Source organism: Paenibacillus sp. AR247, assembly GCF_002968895.1.
Lineage (GTDB): Bacteria > Bacillota > Bacilli > Paenibacillales > Paenibacillaceae > Paenibacillus_AQ > Paenibacillus_AQ favisporus.
Genome location: NZ_PCZT01000009.1, coordinates 677,805 through 682,706, shown reverse-complemented (window position 1 = coordinate 682,706; position 4,902 = coordinate 677,805). Strand labels below are relative to the sequence as shown.

The following is a 4,902-nucleotide window of genomic DNA, read 5'->3' as shown; positions in this document are numbered from 1 at the left end:
GTCGACAATTTGGATACCGGAATTCTTTTGGCTGACCGCTCCGGAATTGTAGTCGATTTCAATCACGTCGCCCTAAACATCATCCCCGATTATATTTCCGTCGGACAGTCCTCCTATCAAATTACGGAGCTCGGACCGCTTTTTTTGCAAACGATCGCTAACGGCCAGCGGCAGCGGGGAATCGAGGTTCATTTTCACGCCGGCGGGACACACACGGTTTGCCTTGCCGACATCATTCCGATATTTGAAAATGGGATCATCCAAGGCGCCTATGCGCAGCTGCGGGATATTACCGAACGTTATTTGCTGGAGCAGCAGATCATCGTCAGCGAAAAGCTGTCGGCCATCGGCAAGCTGGCCGCCGGTTTAGCCCATGAAATCCGCAACCCGCTAACCTCCATCATGGGCTTTGTGCAAATTATCCGCGAGCGGCCGCTGGACCCGGACACGACCCGTTATTTGGGTTTCGTACACGAGGAACTGGTGCGCGTTAAAAATCTCGTATCGGATTTTGTCACGATGTCCAAACCTTCTTTTCCAATCGTCAAGCCGATCGAAATCAATCCGTTCCTTGACAGTGTGCTTGATTTTATGGAAGGACAGGCCGCGCTGCACGATATCCGGTTTATCCGGGATTACCATACCGGTGACCAGGACATCCTGTATGCCGATGCTTCGCAAATTAAGCAGGTACTGATCAATATTTTACAAAATGCCGTTGAAGCGTCCCAGCCTAAAGAAGCCGTAACCTTAAAATCTACCATACAAAACAAACATCTAACCATCACTATTTCTGACAATGGCACCGGTATTAGTCCTGAAAACCTCACAAAAATACAGAATCCTTTTTTTTACGACCTAAAGAGAACGGAACGGGCCTGGGTCTATCCGTATCCTACCGCATTATTAACAACCATAACGGAGAGATCACCGTCGATTCCAGATTGGGTGCAGGAACGGAATTCAATATCCGATTACCTTTGTCAGGCATTTTAAAGGAGTGTCCTGTGTGAAAAATGTCGTAGAGCTCTTAGTTGAAACGCTGGTCAGTCTGGATGTTCAGCATGCTTTCGGAATTCCGGGCAAATCCGTTGCCCCTGTGATTCTGGAATTTGGCAACCAGGGAATCGAATTTATTCTGGGAAGGCATGAAAGCGGGGCGGGTTTTGCAGCCGGAGGTTATGCTTTTGCGGGGAAAAAGCTGGGGGTGGTCGTCGGAACTTCAGGACCGGGAGGGACCAATCTGGTCACTTCCGCAGCGCATGCGAAAATGAACTGCCTTCCCGTTTTCTTCATCACGGGACATCAGTCGGCGGCGGAAATAGGGATCCCGCAATGCCAGGATTCCTCGTTATTCGGCATCGATTTGGCGGAAATTATGAAACCCGTCACGCTGTTCAGCACAATGGTTTCCCGCGCCGATACCTTCCCGGCGATTCTTAATCATGCGCTTCGCGAAGCCATGACCGGACGCAAAGGTCCGGTACATCTGTGCATCCCGTTTGATGTGATGATTTCGCCAGTAGCCGAGACGAATATCCATATTCCGTCAAGCCGTCTAAACTATGCCGCAACCAATCTGACGGATGTGGTGAATCAGGTGCGAGCCGCCCGAAACCCGGTCATTCTGGCAGGAAAGGGGGTCGTCCTCTCCGGAGCTCAGGAGCCCCTCGCCAGGTTCGCCGCGCAGTTTCAGGTTCCCGTCGTCACAACTCCCGGTGGCAAGGGGAGCATCCATTCGATGCATCCACAATATTACGGTCCTTTTGGTCTGGGCGGACACCAAAAAGCCAAACACCTGCTGGAGTCGGGCGTCGACCTGATGCTGGTAATGGGATCGCGATTGAGCGATACCGCACTGGCGGGTTTGGACCGTTCTTATTTCCCGCAAAGGATCATTCAGTTCGATATCTCCTATGAATTTATGGGCGGGATTATCCAGGCTGAGCATACGCACGTGTTTGGCGATATTACAACGAATCTCGAGGAGCTGCTGCGCCTGTATCCGAATGAAAATGTGAGTGATGACGTGCGGTTTGGTGAGCGGTATCATGATCCGCTGCCCGAGCTTCAGTCCCTTTCGGTCGCGGAAGTCTGCCAGGCGGTAGGGGATATCATTCCTGAGCGAACCACGGTTTTTGCCGATGATGGCGCACATGGGTACCATGCGGTTCGTTGGCTGGATGTAAAGCCTGGCGTCACATTTTTCTTCGATTCCTATTTTGCTTCCATGGCCAATGCGATCGGGATGGCGATTGGTACAAAATTTGCCGACCGGGACCAGAACGTCATCTGCTTGACGGGAGATGGCTGTTTATTTATGCTGGGCTCTGAAATCTCGACCTGCGTCGCCGAGCAGCTTCCGGTTATTTTTATCGTCATCAATAACGGACAGCTGGATATGGCATTAAAAGGGATGCGCGAGTTTACCGGAAGAACCGACGGCACGGTCTTTAAGCAGCCTTTGGATGCCGCAGCGTATGCGGCTTCAATGGGAGCGGACAGCGCGCGGTGCACGACGCTCAGCGAATTTACGGATGTTTTTAAACAGGCACTGCAGCTCAATAAGCCTTTTGTGATTGACGTGATCGTGGACAAAGAGGAGATCCCTTCCACCTTGGCCCGGCAAATGAAGCTCGGTTAAAAAATTTTTGCTACCGAATTGACCGGATCACGCGAGAGAAGCGCCATTATGGCGCTTTTTTATTTTTGCAAATCTTCATATTCCTAATAGATTGGGAGAATTGTTTTAAGGTATTTGAATTGGGTTCATCCCCAATATGGGCAAATCATGTGAGTATTTAGCCCTAATTCTTTGAAAAACGGTTTTCATAGCCAGTTATTTCTATTAGCATAATGCTAACAACTCTCAAAGGAGGTATGAACAAGATGTATTCATCTCAGTCATTGATCTCAAGGAACAAGCATTTTAAATTATTCTGCTTCGTTGCTCTTTCCATCCTGCTCTTTGGGATGTCGAGTCTGACTGCCTTTGCTGCATCGCCGGGAAAAACCGTCAACGCTTCGGCGAAACTGGCATACAACCTTAAAGGACTTCATCATAAACTGGCGGTTCAGAAAGCTTATATTGCTTCGAAATACGTATATGTTACCCAGCGGTCCAAAGGGACGGTCTATCTATCAAGACTGGTTATCAACGGCAATACCGCCACATACAAGGATGAAATGAAGATCACCAATGCCGGTCACGGGCAAACGCTTGATATGTATACCTACAAAGGGATCAACTATTTTTACTTCAGCTCAAAAGCCGATCCTTCAACAAGCAATTATTGGTCGCTCCAGGTCGCGAGACTTCAATATTCGGCCGGGAAGACCCTGGATTATACGGACCTTCACCGGTTCACGTATATGAATTACGCTAACAAAAAGGGCACAAGACTAGGGGACACGTACCGTGTTGACGGCGGCGGAAACAGCACATATACCTTTTTCCGGGTTCAAACGAAACAAGGAAAGGTCACCTGGTCCGTTTATGATACGGTTAAACTGAACAAGCTGCTGGACAGCAACGAGCAGGTCCGTCTGGATAGTGCGGCGGCGAAGGCAGCGTGTGTATCCAGCTTTACCCAGTCGGGCAGTGCCATCGTGAGACCGAACGGTTCCTTCCAAGGCGCTGACCTGCTTGGCAAAACGGAAATTTATACGTCTGGCGGCGCTGAAGGAAACACCCCGCAGATTGCTATGATATCTAACACAGGAGCTTATAAGAGCCTGGTGAAAATCACCAACGTGGGAAAACATGAAATCGAGGGTGTACAAAACAAAAACGGGAACGTTTATTTTAATATCGTAACCAATCCCGACAGTAAGCAGAATACCCAGAAAATCTATTACGTTCCAGACAGCATTTTTTAATCGCGATCGTGTTGGCTGGTTCGATGAAAAGACAGAAAACAACCTGAGCATGGTTCAGGTTGTTTTTCTATTGGCAGCGATTATGAAATTTTTCCGGGGTCCGTTACCATGATAAAATAGTATGGAGCTTCAACTGCCAGTTATTTAACGAATCGTCATTGCAAAGGAAAGGTGAAGAAAATTGTCAGCCAAGACGAATGCCTGCCGAATACTCGACACGCTTCAAATCAAGTATTCGCTGCACGAATATGAATGGGACGAAAATCAGCTGGATGCGGCAACGGTAGCCGCGAAAGTAGGGCTGGAGCCCGGCCAGCTGTTCAAGACGCTCATTTTAAAAGGGGATAAGACAGGGGTCATCGCTGCTTGTATTCCAGGCGACCGGGAACTGAATCTGAAAAATCTGGCCGCTGTAAGCGGCAATAAAAAAGTGGAGATGGTGCCCGTGAAAGACATTCAATCCTTAACAGGGTATATCCGGGGCGGCGTGTCTCCATTGGGCATGAAAAAGAAGTATCCGCTGTATATGAATGCATCCGTGAGCTCCATGGAAGTTGTCAGCATTAGCGGAGGAAGACGGGGGCTGCAAATTTTTCTAAGTGGGCAGGACTTAACGGAAGCTGCAGAGGGAGTGTTGGCCGATCTTGTGTACAGTTAGCCCGCAATGATGGAACGGGTTCAAACCCATCAACCTGCAGGTCTAATCAGATTTTGCCTATTGAACTCAAAAGCTGCATAAATGCGATAAAAAAGCCGCCAATCAACACTAAAACAATCACCATGATCATTACAAATCTTTTTCCATCCATCGTTAAACACCTCAGGATGATTATACCAAAAGATAGCCCTGATCCATAACAAATATGGAAAGCAAGGCGTTGAAATCAGAGCAATGTCTGGGGGGAATTGTGATTCGGGCGAAAAAAGAAAACGGTGAAATTCATTTCTTGGGTTAAAAACAATCTTATCTATCCATAATTAAGCCTATGTATACGGAACACTTTGATCTAAGTATAGAAGAAA

4 protein-coding genes and 1 pseudogene are annotated in these 4,902 nt (G+C 48.2%); all 5 read left to right on the top strand.

The genetic code is table 11. The features are described from left to right. Positions 1–9 precede the first annotated feature (9 nt). A pseudogene (locus CPT76_RS11205) lies at positions 10–795 on the top strand (two-component system sensor histidine kinase NtrB); the annotation flags it as partial. 83 nt (positions 796–878) lie between these two features. Beyond that, positions 879–1,013 (top strand): ATP-binding protein, encoded by a 135-nt coding sequence (locus CPT76_RS42040; protein WP_374954670.1) that lies wholly within the window; start codon positions 879–881, stop codon positions 1,011–1,013. Further along, positions 1,010–2,644 (top strand): thiamine pyrophosphate-binding protein, encoded by a 1,635-nt coding sequence (locus tag CPT76_RS11200; RefSeq protein WP_105442977.1) that lies wholly within the window; start codon positions 1,010–1,012, stop codon positions 2,642–2,644. Before CPT76_RS42040 ends, CPT76_RS11200 begins: the two co-directional genes overlap by 4 nt. A gap of 245 nt (positions 2,645–2,889) precedes the next feature. After that, positions 2,890–3,879: a phage baseplate protein gene (locus CPT76_RS11195; protein WP_105442976.1), complete on the top strand. Its 990-nt coding sequence runs from the start codon at positions 2,890–2,892 to the stop codon at positions 3,877–3,879. A gap of 181 nt (positions 3,880–4,060) precedes the next feature. Then, positions 4,061–4,537 (top strand): Cys-tRNA(Pro) deacylase, encoded by a 477-nt coding sequence (ybaK, locus tag CPT76_RS11190; RefSeq protein WP_105442975.1) that lies wholly within the window; start codon positions 4,061–4,063, stop codon positions 4,535–4,537. Positions 4,538–4,902 lie beyond the last annotated feature (365 nt).

What these genes read in the sequence shown, in the direction of transcription:
- CPT76_RS11195 (WP_105442976.1), top strand. Translation starts at nt 2,890, where the DNA reads ATGTATTCATCTCAGTCATTGATCTCAAGGAACAAGCATTTTAAATTA.